The sequence below is a fragment of the Caloramator sp. mosi_1 genome, from assembly GCF_028622835.1.
Classification (GTDB): Bacteria; Bacillota; Clostridia; order Clostridiales; family Caloramatoraceae; genus Thermobrachium.
This window is the reverse complement of the sequence record NZ_CP117677.1, coordinates 1,342,580-1,366,097: the sequence shown is the minus strand read 5'-3', so window position 1 is coordinate 1,366,097 and position 23,518 is coordinate 1,342,580. Positions and strand designations below refer to the sequence as shown.

Here is a 23,518-nt window from a genome sequence, read left to right as displayed (position 1 = left end):
ATACTCGACAAAAAATTCAATTTAATTTATCCTTATTATATCTTATATTAACCTATATTTTTTAATATTTACTCATTAAATATAATTGAATGAACATTTCTTTTAATTTCTTGCATTATTATATTCTTTCTTTATATATCTAATATTTTACATCACATCTAAAAATATTTCTTGCATTGTCCGCTGTATACGTACAACATATTGCCTAAAGTTAACACAAATTTAAGTAATGTAAACTAAACATCTTAATAATATTATCTGCATATTTTATAGTATAAATAAATTTTAGGAGGTTTTCCCCTTGGAAACTAAATATAAGGAAAGTACTCTTGCAGGAATAATTTTTAAGATGAACTCCTTAGAAAAAGCACTTTTTAACCTTTCATATCACTTAAAGGGAATTAAAGTATCTAAAGAATCTATGCCTATATATCGTGAAATCTATAACGACTATCTTCTTTCCCTTTCTTATTTTTCGCAAAGTCTTGGATTTATAAAATGCCTGTATCTATGCAATTCTAATCCTTCCTCAAAGGGATATTTACTTAATAATCTCTTTACCCAGGCCTATAGGAAACTTAATAATATCGAAACCAGAATTAAACTTGTAGAAGTAGATGATATTTATATTGAGAGCAAAAATGCTCGAGGATAAAATATCCTATTTAACCTCAAGTATAAAGGACATATTGGATGAAATGATCCATAATTAAACAAGTCAACCCCTTGAAGTTAGTTTAACTATCTTCAAGGGGCTTTTAGTCAAGTTCTAAATATTACTTCTTCTCTACTAAACATATACCTTGCAAACATTATAGATGCTACAATATAAATTAACGCCCAAGCAAATGTTATAGTTATATGCAAAGGATTATAGATTCCAATTATAAATTCTTTTATAATGAGCGATATGTTTGCAAGAGGTATATTAAACATTACTGTAGATACATTCTTTACATCCATCATATAGGTTCCATAGGCAACTATCATACCAATTATTGTAACAGGAGATAAATATGTTTGGGCTTCTTTAAAGGACCTTGCATATATACTTACAGCCAGTTCAAGTGCTGCAAAAATCATATTTAATATTACTGCAGTAATTCCTATTAATACAAGAGAGCCTATAGAAATATTCAATCCAAACTCACCTAAAAATTCATAGAATATTTAAAGGCTATATATAGTCCTGTTAAGGAAGAGGTAGTTCCTATAATTCCCATAATAGTTATTGCAAAAAGTTTACCGAACAATAGTTGCATTCTGCTTGCTTGAGTTGTAAGAAGCGGCTCTAATGTTCCCCTTTCCTTTTCACCTGCACCTAAATCAACTGCAGCAGCCATTGGACCTGTTATTGCATATATTATTAAGTAAAGAGGAAGAAGCATAGTTAAAATAAGGGCACCTTGATTTGCCTTTTCTTTGTTTATTGGTTCATTCTTAACCTCAATGGGTTTTAAAATTGATATATCTATTCCCTTTGCCTTAAGCCTTCTTTTTACAACCTCATCCTTATAAGAATTAATAATGTCTTCAACAACATCCAAGGCAGTTTGGGAATTTGTACTCTCTGAATCATATATAATTTTTATTTCCGACATCTTATCCTTTGCCATATTAAAATCAAAATCTTCTCCTACAACAACCGCTAAATATACACTACCTTTTTTATTGCTTCTTTATAATCTTGTGTTTCAATAATCTTTATGTTAGGTACCTGAGATAAAAAGCTTTTTAGAGAGGATTCTCCTCCAACATAGGCTATCTTTACTTCATTAGCCACTTTTTCAGTAGAACTTTTAACGCCTCTACCTATTAGCCCAAATAACAGCGGAAAAAGAACTAATGGAAGCACAACAGACATAATAACCGTCTTTCTATCTCTAAATAAATCCTTTAATTCCTTTCTAAAAACAATTCCCCACAAACTATTCATTTTTATCCCCACCAATCTCAAAAATACTTTTTCTAAATCCTCACCATTATATTCTCTTCTTAAATCTTCAATCCTTCCATCATAAACAAGTCTACCCTTGTGAATAATTACTACCCTATCACACAACTTTTCAACTTCCCTCATACTATGACTTGAAAATATAATGGTTCTTCCTTTCTTCTTACAGTCTAATATAAAATCCTGAACAATAGCACTGGATGAAACATCAAGACCTATTGTTGGTTCTGTCAAAAGCATAACATCAGGATTATGAACAATTGCTCTTGCTATTGCAACCTTTTGTTTCATTCCCTTGAGAACTTTCCAACACGCCTATCCATATATTCCTTCATATCCAGCATCTGTGCTAACATTTCTATGTTTTTGTCGGTCTCTTCCTTTGAAAGTCCCCCTAAATCTGCAAAATACTTAATATTTTCTCTTGCAGTTAACCTATCATATAACCCTACCTCTCCACCAAACAAAATTCCTATCTTTTTTCTTACTTCATCTGGATTTTTAATTAAATCTAAGCCACATATTTTTGCTGTACCCGATGTTGGCTTTAGCATTGTTGAAATCATTCTTAATGTAGTTGTTTTTCCTGCCCCATTTTCTCCTAAAAGTCCAACTATTTCACCCTCATCTACTTTAAAGCTAATATTTTCAACTGCAGTTACATCTTTGAATTTTTAGTTAACCCCATTACCTCAATCATTCTATTCCCCCTTATAATTGTACAAACAGAATGGGCTGCAATACCTAACCCCTCTCCTGTAAATCCAAGTCCCTCCTCTGTTGTAGCCTTTACATTTACATCATCTATACTTACTTTACAAACCTCTGCAATATTTTTTCTCATCCTATCAATATAAGGTGCCATCTTTGGTCTTTGGGCTATTATTGTAGCATCTATGTTATTTACCCTAAAACCTCTTTTCCCAATCAGTTCAATTACATACTCAAACAACTTCATACTATCGGCACCCTTAAATCTTTCATCTGTATCTGGGAAATGTTTACCTATATCACCTAATGCAGCAGCTCCAAGTATTGCATCCATTATAGCGTGGAGAAGCACATCTGCATCAGAATGGCCTAAAAGTCCCTTTTCGTATGGTATTTTCACACCACCTATTATAAGGTCTCTTCCTTCAACAAGTTTATGTACATCATAACCGTGACCTATCCTCATAACGCACCTCCTAATACAGGTAAATTATACCACAATATTTTAAATACTCCAAGCAACACTAACAAATCTTAATGTTTACTTAACATAAACATACAAACAAATTTTAAGGCCCCTCTATGGACTTTATAGTTTATTACACCAATTTAATCCATAGTAGGAGCCTTTATAACAAAACTACTATAACCTAAATCAACTTAAGTTATTTTTAAAAATTACACATAGAATAGTAACTTCTCATAGCTTGGGAATGGCCATTTATTTTCATCAACCATCATTTCAAGTTTGTCGCCATAAACCCTTACTTGTTTCATCTTTTCTGCTACTTTATCTCTAAATACTACTGCTTTTTGAAAATATCCCCTTCAAAACTATGAGCAGCTTCTAATTCTTTTCAAGTTCTAAAGTTTCTCTTCTTAATTCATTTAAATTATACTGTAACTCCTTTAATACTTCTAATTGTGCTTCTGCATCAACATCCGGAATTGCCATTCTAACTTCATTTATTGATTTTGAAACATCTGTTATTTCTCTTATAACTGCTGGTACTATTTGTTTTTTAACCATATCAATCATAGTTCGTGCTTCTATATTAATGTGCTTTATATATTCCTCTAACTTAATTTCGTATCTTGCTCTAAGTTCAACTTCTGTAAATACTCCGTGTTTTACAAATAAATTAATTGCTTTATCAGAAATCCACGCTGGAATAGCATCAACCGTATTTTTATATTTTTAAGACCTCTCTTTTCAGCCTCTTTTACCCAATCCTCTGAATAACCATCACCATTAAATATTATTCTTTTATGGTTCTTAACTATTTCCTTAACAATTGTATTTACCTCTAAATCAAAATCCGTTGCCTTTTCAAGTCTATCTGCAATTTCACTTAAAACTTCTGCCACTGCAGTGTTTAAAACAACATTTGGATTTGCAATAGAAGATGAAGAAGGTACCATTCTAAACTCAAATTTATTTCCTGTAAAAGCAAAAGGCGAAGTTCTGTTTCTATCTGTAGCATCCTTTGGTAACGGTGGAAGAGTACTCACTCCTATTCTTAAATATTCTCTTTCCCTCTTTTCTGTACCATTTCCCTTTTCAATGTTTTCAAGAATCTCTGTTAGCTGTTCACCTAAAAACATAGATATTATAGCAGGTGGTGCCTCATTTGCACCAAGTCTATGGTCATTTCCTGTATTCGCCGCAGAGGCCCTTAAGAGTTCAGCATATTCATCAACAGCCTTTATAACTGCACTTAAAAATATTAAAAACTGTGCATTTTCGTGGGGAGTTTTACCTGGTTCAAATAGATTTTGACCTTCATTTGTAGAAAGAGACCAGTTGTTGTGTTTTCCTGAACCATTAACTCCTGCAAAGGGTTTTTCGTGAAGAAGACAAGCTAAATTGTGTCTGTTTGCAACTCTCTTTAAAGTATCCATTATAACCTGATTGTGGTCAGTTGCAATGTTTGCATTCTCAAAAATAGGTGCTATTTCGTGTTGTGCTGGGGCCACTTCGTTATGCTTAGTCTTAACTGGTATTCCCATCTTCCAAAGTTCATAGTCTAAATCCTTCATAAAGTTTGCTATCCTGTCCTTTAAACTTCCAAAATAATGGTCCTCAAGTTCTTGTCCTTTTGGAGGCTTTGCCCCAAATAGTGTTCTTCCTGTGAAAACTAAGTCTTTTCTCTTCAGATAAAGGTCCTTATCTATTAAAAAGTATTCCTGTTCGGCTCCAACTGTCGCAAATACTTTTTTGCTGTTGTATTACCAAATAACCTTAGTATTCTAAGTGCCTGCTTTGATACTGCCTCCATTGAACGTAAAAGAGGTGTCTTTTTATCTAATGCTTCACCTGTATAGGCACAGAAGGCAGTCGGAATACAAAGAGTTAATCCACCCTCATCCTCCTTTAAAAATGCATAGGATGTAGCATCCCATACAGTATATCCTCTTGCTTCAAAAGTTGCTCTTATACCTCCTGACGGAAAGGATGATGCATCAGGTTCACCCTTTATTAAAGATTTACCTGAAAACTCAGTTATTGCTCTTCCTTCACTTATTGTATTTAAAAAGGATTCGTGCTTTTCTGCAGTTATTCCTGTCATTGGCTGAAACCAGTGGGTATAATGGGTTGCACCCTTTTCAATTGCCCAATCCTTCATAGCATTAGCAACAATATCTGCAACTGATGGGTCAAGAGGAACACCTTCGTCCATTGTCCTTCTTAGGGATTTATAAACATTCTTAGGTAGCCTTTCCCTCATCACTTCATCATTAAATACATTTTCTCCAAAAACTTGCTTTAAATCAATTTTTCCATTTCCGTTTGCCATATAAAAACCTCCCTTTTTCAAAAAGATAAGGCGCCCCTTATATACACTTAATGTGTATTATAAGGAAACGCCGTTGTTTCCGTTAAACTATTTACTTTACATATTACATTATATTATACTCATATGAAAATTGCAACTTATTTTTGTAAAATTTCATTTTTTCAATATAAACTCTGCTAAATAAATATCTTCCTTTGTAGTTATTTTTATATTATCATAGGAACCCTCAACAATAGCTACTTTTTTCCCTATAAACTCTATTAAACTTGTATCATCAGTTGCAACAACTCCATTTTTCTGTGCATATCTATGGGCTTCTAAAATCAATTCATATTGAAAGGTTTGTGGAGTTTGAATGAAATATATATGATCTCTATCTAAAGTCTTTTCAAAAATCTCCCTTTACAAGTTTTACTGTATCCTTTGCCTTAACAGCAACTGCAGATGCACCATATATTTTTGCTTTATTTATTGTTTCCATAATATGTTCCTTTTTACAAAAGGTCTTGCACCATCGTGTATAACCACTATATCACTTTTTTCACATTCAATCAGACCGTTATAAACAGAATGTTGTCTTTCCTCTCCTCCACAAACAATTTTACTAACCTTTTTGTAATTGTACTTTTCTATGATATTTCTTCTAAAATAATCTAATTCATCCTTCGAAACTACTACAATTATACTATCTATAAAATCAGCCTCTTCAAATACATCTATTGTTCTTGCTATTACTTCTTTACCATCTAATAAAAGATACTGCTTATTATATCCTAATCCCATCCTCTTTCCTTTACCTGCCGCTACAATAAGTGCTGTAACCATAATTCCTCCTATACTGCTTTATCCTGTGCATTTTTAAGTTTAGCAAATATCATTCTTCCTGCTGCTGTTTGAAGGACACTTGTAACAATAACATCAACAACTTCTCCAACATATTTTTTCCACCTTCAACAACAATCATAGTACCATCATCAAGATATGCTACACCCTGTCCCGATTCCTTTCCATCCTTTATAATATGGATATTCATTTCTTCTCCAGGTATAACAACTGGCTTTACTGCATTAGCAAGTTCATTTATGTTTAAAACTGGAACACCCTGGAATTCTGCAACTTTATTTAGATTAAAATCGTTTGTTATAACCTTACCACCTAAAGTTTCAGCAAGCTTTAATAATTTACTGTCAACCTCAGCTACATTTGGGAAATCCCTGTCGCATATTTCTACATTTACAGGAAGTTCCTTTTGTATTTCATTTAATATATCAAGACCTCTTCTACCTCTTGCCCTTTTTAAATTATCAGAAGAATCGGCAATGTGTCTCAATTCTTCAAGGACAAATTGAGGAATTACTATAGTACCTTCAATGAATCCTGTTTTTAAAATATCTAAAATTCTTCCATCGATAATTACGCTTGTATCTAATATTTTAGGTTGACTTGGTTTAATATCAATCTTATGCTTTTTATCTTTAGTAAACTTCTTCATAAAGGTAAAAACATTTGATAATTCATCCTTTTTCTTAATTGCTACGTTTACACCTAAAGTGCCAAACACAATGTTTACTATTAAAGAAAGCACACTGCCTATTACCGATAAAACAGAATTAGTCTGCAAAAGCTTGCTACTGAACCTATAAGAAGGTTTGCAATTAAAAGTCCAATAATAAGTCCAATTACTCCAATTATTATTTCATTTGTCGGAACCTTTTGTAATCCTGCTTCTAATAGTTCAACTAATTTCCATACCAGAGAAATAATAAAGGGTGATATGATATAGAATATTAGTCCTACCAATAAAATACCAAAAATATAAATTATGATTCCTGTAAGTGAAGTTGAGTTGATATTAAATAAATGCTTGATGTAGTCAATTTTAACAACTATTGATGTCAATACATATCCCAGTATAAGTCCGAAATTGTAAAAGCCACCTAAATATCCTATTTAGCATTTATACACCTCCTATTACATATATTTTCCATATTTTAATATTTACTATACAACAATTATAAAAAAAGCAATGAAGGTAAAAGATAATATTATTATATTTTTATTAATTTTTAGACAATAAGTTATTAATTATTTTTGCTTTGCTTCTTCAATTGATACATTTAATATAATAGAAATTTCACTGGATAAAAATAAAATAAAATTATCTAATATCTTATCCTCACTTTTTGATAACTGTTTTTTACTTGATAGGAAATTTATATCTCTGATGGTTTCAGCAATCTTATAAGCATCTCCTTCTGATAATATTAGTTCATATAATTTTAATCTATCAATCCATTTTGATGGTAACTTATTAGGAGATTCACTCATTTTTCTAAATATAATCTTAAGTTCTTCTTCTTTAATAACTTTTCGCACCTTTTTATGACTATTATAATCTACAGGTAGCATAATCTCTATATCATCTATAATAAATTTTATCATATAATATCTTTTTATTTCCTTCAATATCTCCTTTTCCTCTATATTAACTATACTTCCTGCCCCAAACTTAGGATGATAAATTTTATCTCCAATATTAAACATAGCAACCCCTCTTTTATTAAAAATTAAAAATCTCCTTAATTCATTATATTAATGTCTTTTTTAATATGTTAAATATTGTATATATTAACCCATTACATTTGACACATTAAAGTAAGAATATTTATAATATTATTAAAGCAAAGTTTACCCCAACATATTGTAAGCTTTGTACCTCCTGTTTAATTTTTAAGAAAAGGGGTGTAAGCATATGAAGGACATAATAATCGATGACTTCCAAAATGCCGTTTCTGAATCACTAATAAGGCACAAAAGCATACTTGACATAATGACCAAACTTAATGAATCACAATCTCGTATAAATCGAGCTATTGCAAAATCTGCAACAAATTGTGGTTGTATTAAGATAGACGCAGAAAAACAAAAGCTGCCTGAAGACTGTTCTTTAGAGGATGCTTCAAAACTTCTATCTTATCAAATTAAGGGAAACTTTGCGATAACTGTCGTGAAGTTTTAGAGGACGAAATAGGATCAGAACTATATTATCTTGCTGCTCTTTGTGATGCACTAAACATCAACCTATTTGATGTGCTTTTAAAGGAATATAAAAACATAACTACTCTCGGAAAATTCTCTATGTTATAAATCTGTATATCTAAATACCCCAAGAAGGATTTTAAATAAAAATTCATTCTTGGGGTAAATTTAAATAATAACAATTATATTCTTCTGTTTAGGATTACTTGTTCCTGAATCTTTCTTAATCCTTCCTTTATTGCTCTTGCTCTTGCCTCTCCTATACCTTCTACGGCATCTAACTCCTCAATTGTTGCATTTAATATATTCTTAAATTGTCCGAAGGTCTTAACCATATTTTCTACAACTACCTGTGGTAACTTCGGTATTTTATTTAAAAGTCTATATCCCCTTGGAGATATCATTGTTTCAAACATAGCATCTGGTGCATATCCTAAAACTTTGCTAACAACATTTATGTCTATTAAATCATCAGAAGGAATATTTCTTATTGCCTTTTGAACATCTGCAACATCACGTTCTGCATAATCCTTTATAAGAAGCATACCCTCCTCCTCTACTCCATCTGCTAAGTCATCTAACTGCATCGAAACAAGTCTTCCCTCATTTCCAAGCTCATATATATATTTTTCAATTTCATAGACTATCCTCATTACCATTTCATTTCGCTGTATTGCTACAGTTACATCATAGGCTGTTACTAAATCTTCAAACTCTAATGCAGATAGATTTGACATAGCTTCATCTAAAACCTGCTTATACCTTTCAAGAGTTTGAATCGCTTGATTAGCCTTAGTAAGTATAATACTTATATCCTTAAGAACATATTTAAAGTTTCCTTTGTATACTGTTATTACATTTCTTCTTTGAGAAATTGCAATAACTAAATTTCCCGTCTGCTTTGCAACCCTATCTGCTGTTCTATGCCTTGTTCCTGTTTCTGTTGTTGGAATAGTTGGGTCTGGTATAAGCTGTGTATTTGCATAAAGAATCCTTTTTAAATCACTGCTGATTATAATGGCACCATCCATCTTTGCAAGTTCATATAAATATGAAGGTGAGTATTCACTATTTATATAAAAACCACCATCTACTATTTTCATAATCTCTTCTTGATCACCAATAACAATAAGTCCACCTGTTTTTGCCTTCAAAACATTTTCAAGTCCATCCCTTAGGGGTGTTCCTGGTGCCATCAGCTTTAAAACATTTAAAAGTTCAGTTTCTCTATATCTCATATTAACTATCCCCCTAATATCTCTTCTAATACTTCATATATATTTTTACTCCAATTACATTTATGTCAAGCTTATCCTCAATAGCCTTTAAATTCTCATAAGGAACTATACATCTTTCAAAACCAAGTTTTTGTGCCTCTAAAATTCTCTTTTCAATAAAATTTACTCCTCTTACTTCACCAGTAAGACCTAATTCTCCAATCACAACCGTTTTGGAGTCAATTGGAATGTTTCTGAAACTTGAGGCAATTGCACAAACTATCCCTAAATCGCAGGCTGGCTCATCTAATTTTAAACCGCCAACAACATTTATATAGGCATCAAAGGTCTGAAGTTGCATACCTACTCTTTTTTCTAAAACCGCCATTAAAAGTACAACTCTATTGTAATCAATTCCTGTTGCCATTCTTCTTGGCATACCAAAGGCTGTTGCAGAAGTTAAGGCTTGTATCTCAACAAGAACAGGCCTTGTTCCCTCTAAACTACAAACAACAGCTGAACCTGGTACGTTCTCAGGCCTTCCTGACAACATAACCTCTGATGGATTAAGTACTTCCTTTAGCCCATCTCCCTTCATCTCAAATATTCCTATTTCATTAGTTGAACCAAATCTATTTTTTACAGCTCTAATAACCCTATAGGTATGATGTCTTTCTCCTTCAAAATATAAAACAGTATCCACCATATGTTCTAAAACTCTTGGACCTGCAATGGCCCCTTCTTTAGTGACGTGACCAACTATAAATATAGGTATAGAAAGACTTTTTGCAATCCTCATAAAAGTCAATGTAGACTCTCTAACTTGACTTACACTTCCTGGTGCAGATTGCAATTCCATTTTAAACATCGTTTGTATAGAGTCTACTATGATTATATCAGGTTTTAAATTCTGTATATGCTTCTCTAAAATATCTAAATTTGTTTCAGAAACAATATAAAGATTACTTCCTTTAACCTTTAACCTCTGTGCTCTAATTTTAATCTGCTTTTCAGATTCCTCACCTGATATATAAAAACTTTATAGCCCTTTAATAATAAATTTTTAGATACTTGAAGAAGCAGAGTGGATTTTCCTATACCTGGGTCTCCTCCTACCAGAATCAAAGAACCTCGTACAATACCTCCGCCTAAAACTCTATCAAGTTCATCTAAACCTGTCTTTAATCTCTCCTCCTCCGTAACCTCTATTTCATCTACAGTAAGAGGCATTACTACATTAGTTGTGGCTATATATGTTTTACTACTATTTTGTTCTATCTCCTCTACTAAACTGTTCCAAGCACCACACTCTGGACACTTTCCCATCCATTTTAGGGATTCATATCCACATTCTTGACAAATAAATTTTGTTTTAATCTTTGGCATAAAATCACTTCCACAATTTTAAATTTTTATTTCCATTTTATTATTTTACACTAAGTTTTCTAAAAATAAATATGTAAATTAAAAAATAAGGGGATTTTTACTCCCCTTATTTTTCGAACACAATCTCTCCATCCTTTACATCCATTTTTACTTTATCGCCCTTTTTAATATTACCCTTTAACATTTCCTCTGACAACTTATCCTCAACAGCCTTAGTTATAGCACGTCTTAAAGGTCTTGCTCCATATACAGGATCAAATCCTGCCTTTGCAAGATGTTTCTTAACTTCTTCTGTATATTCTATTTCTATATCTAAATCCTTAAGTCTCTTTATTACGCTATTTAACATCAGCTCAACAATCTTTTCTATATCCTTTTCTTCAAGAGAATGGAATACTATTATGTCGTCAATTCTGTTTAAAAACTCAGGTCTAAAGGTTCTCTTTAAATCCTCCATTACATTTTCCTTCATCTTTTCATAGGAATTTTCCTTATCCTTTTCTGTGTTTGCTGCAAATCCAAGGCTTTGCTGCTTCTTTATAGTACTTGCACCAACATTAGATGTCATAATAACTATTGTATTTTTAAAATCTACCGTCTTACCTTTACCATCAGTCAATCTTCCATCCTCAAGTATCTGTAATAAAATATTAAATACATCAGGATGTGCCTTTTCTATTTCATCAAATAACACAACTGAATATGGTTGTCTTCTTACTTTTTCAGTTAATTGTCCTCCTTCTTCATATCCAACATATCCTGGTGGAGAACCTATAAGCCTTGACACAGCGTGCTTTTCCATATACTCTGACATATCAATTCTAATCATTGCATTCTCATCACCAAACATAGCCTCTGCAAGTGCCTTTGTAAGCTCTGTCTTACCAACACCAGTTGGACCTAAGAATATAAAGGAACCTATTGGACGTTTTGGATCTTTTAATCCCACTCTTGCACGCCTTACTGCTCGTGCTACTGCTTTAACTGCTTCTTCTTGTCCTACAACTCTATTATGAAGTATCTCTTCAAGTTTTAAAAGTTTTTCTGATTCTGTTTCAGTTAGCTTATTAACTGGTATATTAGTCCATCTTGATACTACATTTGCGATATCCTCTGCTGTTACTGACAGTGTTTCATTATCCTTCTTATTTTGCCAATTATCCTTTAACTTATTTAGCTCATTAACAAGCTCCTGTTCCTTATCCCTAAGCTTTGCAGCCTTCTCATATTCCTGCATATTTACAGCTTCATCCTTATCCTTTTTAACCTTCTCTATTTCCTCTTCTAATTTTTTAATATCAGGTGGTGCAGTCAATGTCTTTAATCTAACCTTAGATGCAGCTTCATCCATTAGGTCTATTGCTTTATCTGGTAGATATCTATCTGTTATATATCTATGTGAAAGGTTAACTGCTGCATCTATTGCTTCATCAGTTATCTTAACCTTATGGTGTGCTTCATACTTATCCCTTAATCCTTTTAAGATTAATATTGACTCTTCTACTGAAGGCTCTCCTACCATAACAGGTTGAAATCTTCTCTCTAATGCTGAATCCTTTTCTATATACTTTCTGTATTCGTCAATTGTAGTTGCACCTATAACCTGTAATTCTCCCTTGCAAGAGCTGGTTTCAAAATGTTGGATGCATCCATTGCCCCTCTGCAGCACCTGCACCTACAATTGTATGAACCTCATCAACAAATAATATTACATTTCCCGCCTTTTTTATATCCTCCATAACCCTCTTTAATCTTTCTTCAAATTCACCTCTATACTTTGAACCTGCAATCATACCTGATAAATCAAGAGTTACAACTCTCTTGTTCTTTAGTATTTCTGGAACATTTCCTTCTACTATCTTTTGTGCTAATCCTTCTGCTATAGCTGTTTTACCTACACCAGGTTCTGCCTATTAGACAAGGATTGTTCTTAGTTCTTCTACATAATATTTCTATTACCCTTTCAGTTTCCTCTTCCCTTCCTATTACAGGATCAAGTTTACCTGTTCTTGCAAGTTCAGTTAAATCTCTTCCAAATTGATCTAAGTTTGGAGTATTTGCCTTTGTCCTTTTATCCTGTCTTGACTTTGCTTGAACTTCATTGTTTTGTGACATATTTTGAATTAAATCATTTCTTACTTTATTGAAATCTATTCCCATCTTTTCAAGAAGTGTAACTGCAACACCCTCTCCTTCTCTTATAATTCCAAGAAGAAGGTGTTCAGGTGCAATAAAGTTATGGTTTAATGAACTGGCTTCTCCCTTTGCAACTTCTATAAGTCTTTTTGTTCTTGGAGTAAGTTCCAGTTGCTTTAAAAAGAAATCAACTTCACCTGTGCCCTCTATGTTGATTATCTCTTGTCTTAATCTATTTGCATCTACACCGTATTCAGATAATACCTTTGAAGCATATCCACCTTCTCTTATAATCCCAAGAAGAATATGCTCTGTTCCGATAAAATTATGCCCAAGCCTTTGAGCCTCCTCTGCAGCCAAATTCAAAACCCTTTGGCTTCTTTCTGTAAATCCTCCAAACATAATATACACCTCCTTAATTTAATTGTTCTCTTATTAATTTTGCTCTAACAATATCTCTATCCTTAGGGCTTAGGTCTCTTTTTTCAATAAGTTGTAATGTTGCTGGTTGTACACTTACAAATAGTTCATTTAATCTATCTACTTGTACATCCTTTATTATTCCCATTTCTACTCCCATTCTTACTTTTGATATAAGCTCTAAACTCTCTTGCGTAGAAATACTTCTTGCATATTTTAATATACCTAAGGCCCTGTACAGCTCATCCTCAAGCTCAACTGATTGTTTTTCAAGTAGCATCTCCCTTGCCTTCTTTTCCTTTTCTACTATCTTTTTGTTACAGCTATCAGGTTGTTTATAATTTCATCCTCTGATAGGCCAAGGGTTATCTGATTAGATATTTGATATACATTTCCTAAAGCATTGCTTCCTTCTCCATAAAGTCCTCTTATTGTTAAGCCTACTTGATTTATTGTATTTATAATATTATTAATGTTTTTGTAATAGTAAGTGCTGGAAGATGAAGCATAACTGAAGCTCTAAGTCCAGTTCCGACATTGGTTGGACAGCTTGTTAAATATCCTAACCTTGTATCGTAGGCATAATTTACTCTTTGTTCAATTAAATCATCTATCCTACTTGCTAACTCATAGGCCTCCTTAAGCTTAAAGCCTGGGTAGATTACCTGAAGCCTTATATGGTCCTCTTCATTTATCATTATTGATACATTTTTATCTTTATTAATCAAAACAGCAGAAATATCACTTCTATTTATTAAATCTCTGCTTATTAAATGTTTTTCGACCATTGACATTTTCTCATTTAAGGAAATGTCGCTCAAATTAATAAGGTCAAAATCCTTCGAAATTGCTGAATTGCTTTCTAAAATAGAGGCTTTAACTTCCTCTACTATCTTCTTTGCATTTTGTTTATCTAAAATATGTGGAAAAGGTGTATTATCTATATTACGTGCAAGTCTTATTCTACTTGTTAAAACAATCCCCTCATCAGATGACTTTGAAAAGAACCAAGCCATATTACTCACCCCTTTGGTTACCTAATTTAGATTCAAGATTTCTTATTTCATCCCTTAGCTTTGCAGCCTTTTCGTATTCTTCTTTGTTTATGGCAAGTTTAAGTTCTTCCTTCAATCTCTCGATGTCCCTCTTTAACTTTAGATCTCCTCCTGTTCTAACAGGAACCTTTCCTGTATGTTCTATATTACCGTGTATTCTTTTTATGATAGGTGTAATCTTAGGTGCAAAGGTAGTATAACATCTGCTGCATCCCATTCTTCCTTTATTTCTAAAATCATTAAAGGACATCTTACAAACAGGGCAAACCTCTTCTTCGTAGGTTTTAGGAGCACCTCCTAACATCTCTACAAACCCATCTAAAATATTTTGAAAGGACATAGGCATTCCAAAATTAAATGCTAAATTTACATTTACGTCTTCACTTTGTTTTGCACATTCATCACAAAGATGAAGTTCAGTCTTCACTCCATTTATTATTTTTGTTATATGAACATTGGCTTCTTTTGATTACATCTTTGACACAACATATCAATACCCCCTATTCTATCATTGTTATTAGGATATTCTTTAATATATGTGCACGCACTCTATTTTTGTTTCACCATCAAGCGGAATACTTCTATCACTAATTGCGGCCTTTATTATAGTTGCCTCTCGTTCACTTAAAAACCCCTATCTTTAAAAAATTCTATATATGCTTCTGCATCACTTTGAGTTAAACTATCCATTATGTTTTCTTTTATTACTCTTTTTATATATTGATTTTTATCCAATTCAACTCTTGTTATTCTTATGCATCCTCCACCGCCACGTCTGCTTTCTATATAATAACCTTTATCTATTGTAAACCTTGTTGTTAAAACATAATTTATTTGCGATGGTGCGCAGTTAAATATGTTAGCCAACTCATTTCTTTGTATCTCTAATACATTCTGTTCGCTTGTCTCAAGCATCTGTTTTATAAAATCCTCTATAATATCAGATAGTCTTGCCATCACACCACCTCTTTTGACTTTGACTTTCTTTGACCTTTCATCTATAATTATAATACTTATTTATAGCCCTTCAAATTTAATTATTTCCAATTTACTTTAAATTATAACTATTGTAACTAAATAAAGAAAAATATTTAGCTATTTCTCATTTTTTATTAAATAGGTGGTTAAACCACCTATTTTTTATCCTTTTATTTTTTGACTTTAATTTTTGCTCTACCTCATCTACTCTTTTCCTCTGCTCCTCTGGTGTCATCCAAGCAAATTCTGATGGAACCATTTCTCCATATAAATGAAGGTTGTATTCATCCTTCATACTAACGCCTCCTTGCAATAATATTGTATTTGTTATCGTCGTGGCCACCTTTTACAGTAATTTCAAATCCATTATTTTCTAAGACTCTGTTTATACTTTCAGTTTGAGTTGCATCTGCTGCATCTATTGTTATAACAAGCTCATCATTTTTACCAATTATATCAATTACATCCAACAGCTTTCGTTGATCTAACTGGTCTATAATGCTGCCAAAATTTATTCTATAATCTGACATTATCTCCCTCCTCAATATTTAGTTTTACCCTTTAAATTTTTTTATAAAGATATTTATCAAAATAAATAAATATAAAATTTACTCTATATGAAAATAAATTATAAAATGTATTTTATTTACATAATAATTTGTTTTTTACTATAAAAAAGAATAAGCCAAAGGCTTATTCTTCTTCCATCTCTTTAAGTTTTTGTGCACTTTCAATTATTTTTGACTAATTACAGGAGGAACTTCCTCATAGCGTTCAAATCTCATTGTAAAACTTCCTCTTGCTTGAGTCATTGATCTCAATTCAGTAGCATATTTAAACATCTCTGCAAGTGGAACCTCTGCTGTTACAACCTCAAGTCCGTTCTTTTGTTCCATTCCTAAAACTCTTCCACGCCTCTTATTAATATCTCCCATTACATCTCCCATATATTCATCTGGAATAGTAACTTCAACGTGCATTATTGGTTCAAGTAGAACTGGATCTGCTTCCTTCATTCCTTTTTGTATGCTAAAGATGCAGCTGTTTTAAAGGCCATTTCTGAAGAATCAACTGGATGGTATGAACCATCGTGTAAAGTTGCCTTAATACCTATAACTGGATATCCTGCAAGAACTCCGTGCTTCATAGCCTCTCTTAAGCCCTTTTCAACTGCTGGAATATATTGTCTTGGAACAACACCACCTACTATCTGATCTACAAATATTAAATCCTCGGTTTCATTTTGTGGCTCAAACTTTATCCAAACATCTCCGTATTGTCCGTGACCACCGCTTTGTTTCTTATATTTACCTTGTACATCAGAGGTTTTTCTAATTGTTTCTCTATATGGTACCTTTGGAGTCTCAAGTACTACATCTACTCCATATTTACTTTTTAGTTTGTTTGCAATTATTTCAATGTGAATTTCACCAAGTCCTGAAATTATAGTTTCTGCATTTTCAACATCTCTACTTATCTTAAAGGTTGGGTCTTCCTCAAGCAATTTATGAAGACCATTTGAAATCTTGTCTTCATCTCCCTTAGATTTTGGTTTAACTGTCATTGATAAACAAGGTTCAGGGAATTCTATCTTACCATAAACAATTGGTTTAGCAGCATCACAAAGAGTATCTCCTGTTAATGTATACTGCAACTTTGAAACTGCTCCTATTTCTCCAGCATAAAGCTTATCCACTGCAATTTGGTTTTTACCCTTTAAAAGGTATAGTGTTCCAACTTTTTCTACTTTATCTTGAGTAGAATTATATATTGAAGAATCTGCTGAAATACTTCCAGATAAAACTCTAAACAATGACAATCTTCCTACAAATGGGTCTGCAATTGTCTTAAACACAACAGCTGAAAATGCTTCATCTATGCTTGAACTTCTCTTTTCTATATCTCCTGTTTTAGGGTTAATTCCTTCATAGGTCCTCTCTATTGGTGATGGGAAATAAGTAATAATATTATCAAGGAGAGTATGTATGCCTATGTTATTTGCAGCCGAACCACAAAATACTGGTGCTATTTCGCAGGATAATATACCCTTTTAAGTCCCATTATTATTTCTTCATCTGAAAGTTCTCCATCACTTAGATATTTATCAAGTAGTTCTTCATCTGTTTCTGCAACTGCCTCCATAAGTGCACTTCTATATTCATCAATTGTTGGAACAAGTTCGCTTGCTACTTCAACATCAACCATTGATTTTAATTTTGAATCATATACCTTTGCCCTCTTATTTATTATATTAACTACACCTTTAAATTCACTTTCTCTTCCTATTGGGATTTCTATAGGAACAACCGCAAGTCCAAATCTTTCCTTTAGACTTTGCAATGTTTTATCATAATTTGAATTTTCTCTATCCAATTTATTTATAAAAAATGCTCTTGGAATTTTATATCTATTAACATAATCCCAGGATTTTTCAGTTCCTACTTGAAGACCTGAAACACCACAAACACTAATTAATGCTGCATCAACACCCTTAAGACCCTGAATAACCTCTCCTACAAAATCAAAATACCCTGGAGTATCTACTAAATAAATCTTATGTCCATTCCAAATACAGTTTGCTACTGCTGATGATATTGAAATCTTTCTCTTTTTTCCTCGGGATCATAGTCTAATATAGAGGTACCATCATCAGTTCTACCTAACCTATCAGATTCCTTAGTGTTAAATAGAATAGCTTCAGCAAGAGATGTTTTACCTGTACCTCCATGACCTATAATCCCGATGTTTCGGACATTTTCGGCTTTGTACTCCTTCATATCAATTCCCCTTTGGCAGTTTTTGTGCCTTATTATTATATTTCTATAGATTTTTTTAAAATCCTTCTTTAATTGTTAAAATTTTTCGAAAATACATCTTTTATTATTTTATACTTTTATTGGTTTTTTATACATTTATTTATCTTTTATTTATATTCTATTTTTTACTTACATATTTTATGTAAAATGTGTATAATATTATTAGTTACATTTAGGAGGTGCTAAAATTGAAGGAAAATATAAAAAAGAAATAAAAGAGTGGATATATTCACTGGTTATTGCAGCTATCCTTGCCTTTACTATAAAGGCTTTCATATTTGATATTATACAGGTTTCAGGAATATCTATGGTACCCACACTACATAACAACGATAGGGTTATAGTTGAAAAAATAAGTATGCTTAGAAAAAAATCTATAGAGGAGAAATTGTAATATTAGACCCAGGAAGTAAAGGAAGAGGAATATATATAAAAAGAATAATAGGATTACCAAATGAAACTGTTGAAATTAGAGATGGAAATGTTTATATCAACGGCGATAAACTTCAAGAGGACTATTTAGAACCAGGTACCTATACAGATGTTGATTTAAAAATTACAGTGCCGGAAGATTGTGTATTTGTTTTAGGTGATAATAGAGAAGTCAGTGAAGATAGCCGTTATATAGGTCCTATTCCAATAAAAAATCTTAAAGGACACGCAGTTATTAGAGTTTATCCTTTTTCAGATATAAAAAATTAAGGTAGCTACGGCTACCTTAATTTATTTCAACTTTTCTCCAGTTACCATATAAATTATTCTTTCACATATATTGGTTGTATGATCTGCAACCCTCTCAAGATATCTTCCAACAAATAAAAGCTTTATTCCTTGATTTAAAAATTTGCTATCCCTTTGTATATATTGGAATACTTCATTTATAACTGTGTCATATAAATTATCAACTTGTTCATCCATTTCAGCTGCCCTTTTAGCCAGCTCTATATCTTGATTAACAAAGGCATCAAGGCTTAATTTAATCATATTTTGAGCTATCTCTGCCATTTTAGGTATGTCTATCAAAGGTTTCATTAAAGGCTCATTACCAATCTCTAATGTAATCTTTGCTATATTAACTGCGTGGTCACCTATTCTTTCTAAATCAGTTATAATCTTTAAGGCAGATGCTATTCTTCTTAAATCCTTTGCCATTGGCTGCTGCAAAGCAATTAAATTTAAGCATTCTTTTTCAATTTTTAATTCCATTTCATCAATAGCATCATCTTCTTTGTATACGTTTTTAGCTAATTCTAAATCCTGGTTTTTTAACGCATTAACTGCCTTATCAATTATTGTTTCAACCATTGCACCCATTTTAATTAAATCGTGATTTAATCTTGTTAACTGTTGGTCAAGATGTTCTCTCATATTAACCTCTCCTTTTAACCGAATCTTCCTGTAATGTAGTCCTCTGTTCTTTTATCCCTTGGGTTTGAGAATATCTTACTTGTTTCATCGTATTCTATAACTTCCCATTTAAGAAAAAGGCTGTATAATCAGATATTCTTGCTGCTTGTTGCATTGAGTGTGTTACTATAATTATAGTATAATCCTTTTTAAGTTCAAGTACTAATTCCTCTATCTTCATAGTTGAAATAGGGTCAAGTGCTGAAGTAGGTTCATCCATTAATACAACATCTGGCTGCATTGCAATAGCCCTTGCAATACATAATCTTTGCTGCTGACCACCTGAAAGCTCTAATGCGGATTTATATATTTTGTCCTTTACTTCATCATATAGTGCAACTGCCTTTAGAGTCTTTTCAACTACATCATCTAAAATTTCCTTTTATTTACTCCATTTTTTCTTAAACCGTATACTATGTTTTCATATATAGTTTTTGGAAATGGATTAGGTTTTTGAAATACCATACCTATTCTTCTTCTTAGTTCAACAGGTTCCATCTCCCTTGAGTAAATATCCTTTCCTTCATATATTATGCTTCCTTCAACTTTAACGTTCTCAATAAAATCGTTCATTCTATTTAAAGTCTCTTAGAAAAGTAGATTTTCCACAACCAGAAGGTCCTATAAAGGCTGTAACATTATTTTTATAGATATCCATATTCACATCCTTTAAGGCCTTATGTTCACCATAGTAAAAATTTAAATTTCTTATGCTTAGTATTGGTTCCATTTTTTAGCCCCCTTAGTCCTTCATTCTTATTTGATATTTATTTCTAAGAATTATTGCAACAGAATTTATTCCAAGTAATATAATTAGAAGTACTATAATTCCTGCTGCTGCAACATCTTGAAACTCCTTCTTTGGCATACCTGCCCAGTTGAATATTTGTATAGGAAGTACTGTAAATTGGTCAAGTGGTCCCTTTGGTATAAAGGAAACATAGGCAAGGGCACCTACAACAATAAGCGGTGCTGCTTCACCTAAGGCTCTTGATATAGCAAGTATTGAACCTGTTAGTATTCCAGGTAATGCATAAGGAATAATAACTCCAGTTACAGTCTGCCACTTGGTTGTACCAAGGGCATATGAAGCCTGTTTTAAAGATGAAGGGACGCTCTTTATTGCTTCCTGTGAAGATATAATTATTATAGGTAAAATTAAAATTGCCATCGTAAATGCCGCTGCAAGTATAGTTCTTCCCATACTAAACAACCTTACAAATACAGCAAGACCAAGCATTCCGTATATAATTGAAGGTACACCTGCTAAGTTTGCAATATTAAGTTTTATAAACTCCGTAAACTTATTATCAGCAGCATATTCTTCAAGATATATAGCCGTTCCCACACCTATAGGAAATGCTATTAAGGCCGTTAAAAAAATTACCCAAAGGCTTCCTAACAAGGCTGGATATATACCAGATTTTTTGCAAATCTTGAAGGAAAATTCTTTAAAAAGTCAAAGCTTAACCAAGGAATACCCTTTCTTAATATATCTATCATTAATACTGCAAGTACAACAACTCCAAATAATGTACAGGCTAAAAATATGCCGTGCATAATACTATTTAACATTTTTCTTCTTTTTAGCCTTCTTAATTCCTCATTATTCATTAATAAGCCCTCCTATATTTTCTTACAAAATATCTTGATATAACATTTAGTATAAATGTCATTAGGAAAAGAAGTGTTCCTACCGCAAACAATGTCTTATATGCAAGTGATCCATAAGGAACATCACCCATACTTATTTGAACAATATACCCCGTCATTGTCTGTATACTCTCAAGAGGATTTATTGTAAGCTTTGGTGTTGAACCCGCCGCCATTGCAACAATCATTGTTTCTCCAACAGCTCTTGATATAGCAAGTATAAAGGAGGCAACTATACTTGACATAGCAGTTGGAATTACAACATCCTTTGTAACCTCAAGTTTTGTTGCACCAAGTGCATAGGCACCATTTCTTAAGGAATCTGGAACTGCCATCATTGCATCTTCACTCATAGAGGATACAAGGGGTATAGTCATTATACCTACTGCTATACCTGCACTTAAGGCATTATACACACTTGTTTGAGGAAATACATTCCTAATTAAGGGTGTTATTGCGGTTAATGCAAAATAACCATAAACAATTGAAGGGACACCTGCTAATACCTCAAGTATTGGCTTTAGAATCTTTCTAACCTTCTTAGGTGCATATTCACTTAAGTAGATTGCACTACCTAACCCTAACGGTATTGAAATAAAGGCTGCTATTACAACTATTAGCATTGTACCTGCAACAAGTGGTAATACACCAAAATGAGTTGGTTCTAATAAAGGAGTCCACTTTGTTCCAGTTAAAAACTCTATTATTGATACCTCTTTAAAAAACATAAAAGTTTCTTCAAAAAGGGAAAAAATTATTCCTATTGTAGTAAAAATAGATATAAGTCCAAGTGCAGTTAAAACTATCTTTACAAGTTTTTCAATTCTATTCATTCTTTCTTTTCCTTCAAATTGTATTCTTTTCACAACATCTCCCCTTCTTTACAGGCCATAAGGCACCCTTTTGGGGTGCCCAAATTATTTTATCTTGTTTAATTCTTCTTGATATTTTGAATCCTCCATTGGAATGTATCCAACTTCCTTTACTAAGTCCTTACCCTTTGTTAGATAGAACTTAACAAATTCCTTAACTTCTGGTCTTTCAAGGGCCTTATTTGAAACATATATAAATAGAGGTCTTGATAGTGGTTTATATGTTCCGCTCTTTACAGTTTCAAGTGTTGGTTCTACACCATTTATCTTAACAATATTTAATTTATCCATATTTTCTTCATAATAAGCAAGTCCGAAGAATCCCATTGCATATTTATCACCAGCAACACCTTGAACAAGAACGTTATCATCTTCGCTTGCAGTATAGTCTGCTCTTATTTGCTTTGCCTTACCATTAACTTCTTCAGTAAAGTATTCAAATGTACCTGAATCAGTTCCTGGACCATATAACTTTATTTTTTCCTTTGGCCATTCTGGTCTTACATCACTCCAGTATTGAACTTTTGAATCCTTATCCCAAATCATCTTTAATTCTTCTACTGTCATATCCTTTGCCCAGTCGTTCTGTTTATTTACAACAACTGCTATACCATCAAATGCTACTTGTATCTCTGTTATATCTATTCCATTTGACTTTGCCTTATCAATCTCCTCTTGCTTTACCTTTCTTGATGCATCGTTTATATCTATTTCACCAACTACAAACTTCTTGAATCCACCACCTGTACCTGATACACCAACTGTTATTTCAACTCCTTGATTTTCCTTCTTAAACTCTTCCGCCACTGCTTGAGTTATTGGGTATACTGTACTTGAACCATCAATTTTAACTGTTCCACTAAGTGATTTAGTCTTTTGTCCTGCACAAGAAACCATTGATAAAGATAAAATTGCTGTTAGTGCTAAAGTCATAAACCTTTTAGCCTTCATAATTTTTTCCCTTTCATTTTTTTATTCTTTCAATTTACATTTTCATTTTACATTTTTCAATTGTTAAGTTCCTACACGTTTGTGTTAAATCTAAGTTAAACGCCTAATTTTATTTTTGTTTTTTA

The 23,518-nt window shown here is 32.4% G+C and carries 19 protein-coding genes and 10 pseudogenes; 4 read left to right on the top strand and 25 right to left on the bottom strand.

Features of this window, described 5'->3' with window-relative positions:
* Positions 1 to 301: 301 nt before the first annotated feature.
* Positions 302 to 655, top strand: coding sequence for a hypothetical protein (locus tag PL321_RS09685; RefSeq protein WP_273964306.1), 354 nt, complete (start codon positions 302 to 304; stop codon positions 653 to 655).
* A gap of 107 nt (positions 656 to 762) precedes the next feature.
* Here PL321_RS09685 and PL321_RS09680 read toward each other — a convergent pair whose 3' ends face one another.
* The 9 genes and pseudogenes from PL321_RS09680 to PL321_RS09640 form a co-directional block, all read right to left on the bottom strand.
* Entirely contained in the window at positions 763 to 1,140 is a 378-nt protein-coding gene (locus PL321_RS09680) for a hypothetical protein (protein ID WP_273964305.1), read from the bottom strand.
* An 11-nt stretch (positions 1,141 to 1,151) separates the two neighbouring features.
* Entirely contained in the window at positions 1,152 to 1,616 is a 465-nt protein-coding gene (locus tag PL321_RS09675; RefSeq protein WP_273964304.1) for an ABC transporter permease subunit, read from the bottom strand.
* A gap of 32 nt (positions 1,617 to 1,648) precedes the next feature.
* Entirely contained in the window at positions 1,649 to 2,245 is a 597-nt protein-coding gene (locus PL321_RS09670; RefSeq protein ID WP_273964303.1) for a hypothetical protein, read from the bottom strand.
* A complete protein-coding gene (locus PL321_RS09665) occupies positions 2,242 to 2,571 on the bottom strand; it encodes an ATP-binding cassette domain-containing protein (protein WP_273964509.1) in 330 nt (109 codons plus the stop codon). The genes PL321_RS09670 and PL321_RS09665 overlap by 4 nt, the downstream gene beginning before the upstream one ends.
* Positions 2,572 to 2,612: 41 nt before the next feature.
* Positions 2,613 to 3,131 (bottom strand): 2-C-methyl-D-erythritol 2,4-cyclodiphosphate synthase, encoded by a 519-nt coding sequence (gene ispF / locus PL321_RS09660; protein ID WP_273964302.1) that lies wholly within the window; start codon positions 3,129 to 3,131, stop codon positions 2,613 to 2,615.
* Between the two features lie 212 nt (positions 3,132 to 3,343).
* Positions 3,344 to 5,463, bottom strand: a pseudogene (locus PL321_RS09655) (glutamine synthetase III family protein).
* A 153-nt stretch (positions 5,464 to 5,616) separates the two neighbouring features.
* Positions 5,617 to 6,288: pseudogene (gene ispD, locus PL321_RS09650) on the bottom strand (2-C-methyl-D-erythritol 4-phosphate cytidylyltransferase).
* An 8-nt stretch (positions 6,289 to 6,296) separates the two neighbouring features.
* A pseudogene (locus PL321_RS09645) lies at positions 6,297 to 7,420 on the bottom strand (PIN/TRAM domain-containing protein).
* A 128-nt stretch (positions 7,421 to 7,548) separates the two neighbouring features.
* A complete protein-coding gene (locus PL321_RS09640; RefSeq protein ID WP_273964301.1) occupies positions 7,549 to 8,007 on the bottom strand; it encodes a CarD family transcriptional regulator in 459 nt (152 codons plus the stop codon).
* Positions 8,008 to 8,215: 208 nt separating this feature from the next.
* Between PL321_RS09640 and PL321_RS09635 the strand changes: the two are divergent.
* A pseudogene (locus PL321_RS09635) lies at positions 8,216 to 8,610 on the top strand (DUF1573 domain-containing protein).
* Positions 8,611 to 8,684: 74 nt separating this feature from the next.
* On the opposite strand, the gene disA reads toward PL321_RS09635, so the two are convergent.
* The 10 genes and pseudogenes from disA to fusA form a co-directional block, all read right to left on the bottom strand.
* Positions 8,685 to 9,740, bottom strand: coding sequence for a DNA integrity scanning diadenylate cyclase DisA (gene disA, locus PL321_RS09630; RefSeq protein ID WP_273964300.1), 1,056 nt, complete (start codon positions 9,738 to 9,740; stop codon positions 8,685 to 8,687).
* Positions 9,741 to 9,765: 25 nt separating this feature from the next.
* A pseudogene (radA, locus tag PL321_RS09625) lies at positions 9,766 to 11,105 on the bottom strand (DNA repair protein RadA).
* A gap of 106 nt (positions 11,106 to 11,211) precedes the next feature.
* A pseudogene (locus PL321_RS09620) lies at positions 11,212 to 13,643 on the bottom strand (ATP-dependent Clp protease ATP-binding subunit).
* A gap of 13 nt (positions 13,644 to 13,656) precedes the next feature.
* Positions 13,657 to 13,941 (bottom strand): hypothetical protein, encoded by a 285-nt coding sequence (locus PL321_RS21305; protein WP_443110707.1) that lies wholly within the window; start codon positions 13,939 to 13,941, stop codon positions 13,657 to 13,659.
* A 26-nt stretch (positions 13,942 to 13,967) separates the two neighbouring features.
* A pseudogene (locus PL321_RS09615) lies at positions 13,968 to 14,677 on the bottom strand (hypothetical protein).
* Between the two features lies 1 nt (position 14,678).
* Positions 14,679 to 15,143, bottom strand: a complete 465-nt coding sequence (locus PL321_RS09610; protein WP_273964299.1) for a UvrB/UvrC motif-containing protein — start codon at positions 15,141 to 15,143, stop codon at positions 14,679 to 14,681.
* A 73-nt stretch (positions 15,144 to 15,216) separates the two neighbouring features.
* Positions 15,217 to 15,673 (bottom strand): annotated as a pseudogene (locus tag PL321_RS09605) (CtsR family transcriptional regulator).
* Positions 15,674 to 15,818: 145 nt separating this feature from the next.
* Positions 15,819 to 15,989 carry a hypothetical protein gene (locus PL321_RS09600; protein WP_273964297.1) on the bottom strand — a complete coding sequence of 57 codons (171 nt, stop codon included), beginning with the start codon at positions 15,987 to 15,989 and terminating at the stop codon, positions 15,819 to 15,821.
* A gap of 1 nt (position 15,990) precedes the next feature.
* A complete protein-coding gene (locus PL321_RS09595) occupies positions 15,991 to 16,224 on the bottom strand; it encodes a hypothetical protein (RefSeq protein WP_273964296.1) in 234 nt (77 codons plus the stop codon).
* Positions 16,225 to 16,387: 163 nt separating this feature from the next.
* Positions 16,388 to 18,471 (bottom strand): annotated as a pseudogene (gene fusA, locus PL321_RS09590) (elongation factor G).
* Between the two features lie 226 nt (positions 18,472 to 18,697).
* Between fusA and PL321_RS21300 the strand changes: the two are divergent.
* Together PL321_RS21300 and lepB are read left to right on the top strand one after the other, a co-directional pair.
* Positions 18,698 to 18,904, top strand: a complete 207-nt coding sequence (locus tag PL321_RS21300) for a S26 family signal peptidase (RefSeq protein WP_443110770.1) — start codon at positions 18,698 to 18,700, stop codon at positions 18,902 to 18,904.
* Entirely contained in the window at positions 18,883 to 19,212 is a 330-nt protein-coding gene (gene lepB, locus PL321_RS09585) for a signal peptidase I (RefSeq protein WP_273964508.1), read from the top strand. Before PL321_RS21300 ends, lepB begins: the two co-directional genes overlap by 22 nt.
* A 21-nt stretch (positions 19,213 to 19,233) precedes the next feature.
* On the opposite strand, the gene phoU is transcribed toward lepB, so the two are convergent.
* The 6 genes and pseudogenes from phoU to PL321_RS09555 form a co-directional block, all read right to left on the bottom strand.
* Positions 19,234 to 19,878: a phosphate signaling complex protein PhoU gene (phoU, locus tag PL321_RS09580; RefSeq protein ID WP_273964295.1), complete on the bottom strand. Its 645-nt coding sequence runs from the start codon at positions 19,876 to 19,878 to the stop codon at positions 19,234 to 19,236.
* A 14-nt stretch (positions 19,879 to 19,892) separates the two neighbouring features.
* A pseudogene (gene pstB, locus PL321_RS09575) lies at positions 19,893 to 20,647 on the bottom strand (phosphate ABC transporter ATP-binding protein PstB).
* A 12-nt stretch (positions 20,648 to 20,659) separates the two neighbouring features.
* Complete coding sequence (gene pstA, locus PL321_RS09570; protein ID WP_273964294.1) at positions 20,660 to 21,322, bottom strand: phosphate ABC transporter permease PstA; 663 nt, start codon at positions 21,320 to 21,322, stop codon at positions 20,660 to 20,662.
* Entirely contained in the window at positions 21,316 to 21,531 is a 216-nt protein-coding gene (locus PL321_RS09565; protein ID WP_273964293.1) for a hypothetical protein, read from the bottom strand. The genes pstA and PL321_RS09565 overlap by 7 nt, the downstream gene beginning before the upstream one ends.
* Positions 21,531 to 22,436: a phosphate ABC transporter permease subunit PstC gene (pstC, locus tag PL321_RS09560; RefSeq protein ID WP_443110706.1), complete on the bottom strand. Its 906-nt coding sequence runs from the start codon at positions 22,434 to 22,436 to the stop codon at positions 21,531 to 21,533. The genes PL321_RS09565 and pstC overlap by 1 nt, the downstream gene beginning before the upstream one ends.
* Positions 22,437 to 22,487: 51 nt before the next feature.
* Positions 22,488 to 23,393, bottom strand: coding sequence for a PstS family phosphate ABC transporter substrate-binding protein (locus tag PL321_RS09555; RefSeq protein ID WP_273964292.1), 906 nt, complete (start codon positions 23,391 to 23,393; stop codon positions 22,488 to 22,490).
* Between the last annotated feature and the right edge of the window lie 125 nt (positions 23,394 to 23,518).